General features: G+C 34.7%; 2 protein-coding genes. One reads left to right on the top strand and one right to left on the bottom strand.

Annotation, left to right across the window (positions count from 1 at the left end):
- The coding region (locus tag VXQ92_RS16720; protein WP_416682576.1) for a peptide MFS transporter at positions 1 to 960 on the bottom strand (960 nt) is incomplete at its 3' end.
- Between the two features lie 726 nt (positions 961 to 1,686).
- Between VXQ92_RS16720 and VXQ92_RS16725 the strand changes: the two genes are divergently transcribed.
- Positions 1,687 to 1,755 (top strand): hypothetical protein (locus VXQ92_RS16725; protein ID WP_416682577.1); only part of this gene is annotated, 69 nt, incomplete at its 3' end.

Below are 1,755 nucleotides of genomic sequence, written 5' to 3' on the forward strand. Positions count from 1 at the left end.
AAATAAAGTAAAAGTCGTGGGTTTTTGTTCGAAAGCTGACCAAAATAGGGCAGAGGCTGCTAATAAAACGAAGCAAATAATTATTTTAAATTTTTCATGTTGCTCTAAATTCAGGAAAAGTAGTAAATATGCAAAATAAGCAATAATCCCAATGCTAATACCTACGGTTAAATAGGTTGCGACAGCGACGGGATTGATGTGAATGATACCGAGGAAGGTTAGCGCAATAACGACTGCAACTGCGAATAAAAAGCTAAATACAATTTTAGGCGCATTTTTATTTTCTACAACAGGTTTGCTACAGCTATTGGCTTCTTGGCGTAGCTCATTAAATGTTTGGAGCTGAGGCATTGCCATAAAACGGAAAATTAATAAAGCAATTAACATCCCAATGCCACCAATACCAAAGCCTAAATGCCAGCCATGGTCTTTCGCCAAAAGCCCTGTAATAAGTGGGGCAATAAATGACCCCATGTTAATTCCCATATAGAAAATGGAAAAACCTGCATCACGTCTTGCGTCATTGGCTTTATATAGTGTTCCCACGATCACGGAAATACATGTTTTAAATAATCCGGTACCTAAAACAATCAGTACTAAACCTAAGTAAAAGAAAGATTGATCAAATACAGATGTAAGGGCAATTGATAAGTGACCTAAGGCAATAATAATTGAACCGTACCAGACAGCACGTGCTTGGCCTAACCAGTTATCAGCAACCCACCCCCCAAAAACGGTCATTAAATACATGGAGCCTGCAAATAATCCAACAATCGCTGCGGCAGTTGGTCGATCAAGTGCTAGACCGCCGTCATTGACCATCGCAATCATATAAAGAACGAGTAAGGGCCGGATTCCATAATAAGAAAATCTTTCCCAAAGCTCTGTAAAAAATAGCGTTTGTAATGGTTTAGGATGGCCGAAAAAAGCTTTATCCGATTGTTCAAAGTCATATTTCATTATTCAAATCCTTGAATGCTTTTAAGTTTTTTATAAACATAACTTTTGGTTTGTTTATTTATAACAAAAATTTATGCATATAGTTTTTTTTAATAATAAAAGCAAGTTTGGCCTGTATAAAAAAAGTGAATGAAAAAGAACATGAATAGTAAAATTTATTTTTTGCCGAGTAATGTGAGATCTACTATATGTGGCTTTATTAACTACTCAGATAGCGACTAAATAGTGCGTTTATTTAGAGAAATTCATAAAAATGAAAAATAATTATTAGATTTTAACTAAAGCAGAAGGCATTTAACTGATGTTTAAGTCATAAATTTAAGTTGCTGAAATAAACCAAAGGAACTCATTGGGGAAGATCGATGTCAAAGGAGTGATTATTTTCAAGTAATCCGATAAGAATCTCAGCATTATATATAAGAAAGTATTATGATCATGGACGACTGTTAGAAATTGATGCAGCGGTTTATATCAGTGCAACAATTTTGCACTAAATTAGGGCAATAATGAGCTATTTAAATATGCCATAATTTGAAAATGTGTGAATATGGTGCATTTACACAAGCAAACAGTATAATGGGTTCAAGACAAGGGGCCTAAATCATGAATACTTATAAGTAATTCAATGTTTTAGGTAAGTCTTATAAAGTTGGTATGAGAATTGCTTAATAAATACCAGCAACTAACACGCACTCAACAAGTGCAACAAAATTTCATTGGAGCAAAATGAGCATGGCGAACAAGGTCCTTCAACTCATACAAGAAAGTGGCGCAAAATGGGTCGATTTTCGCTTT

The organism is Acinetobacter sp. 228 (genome assembly GCF_048147885.1).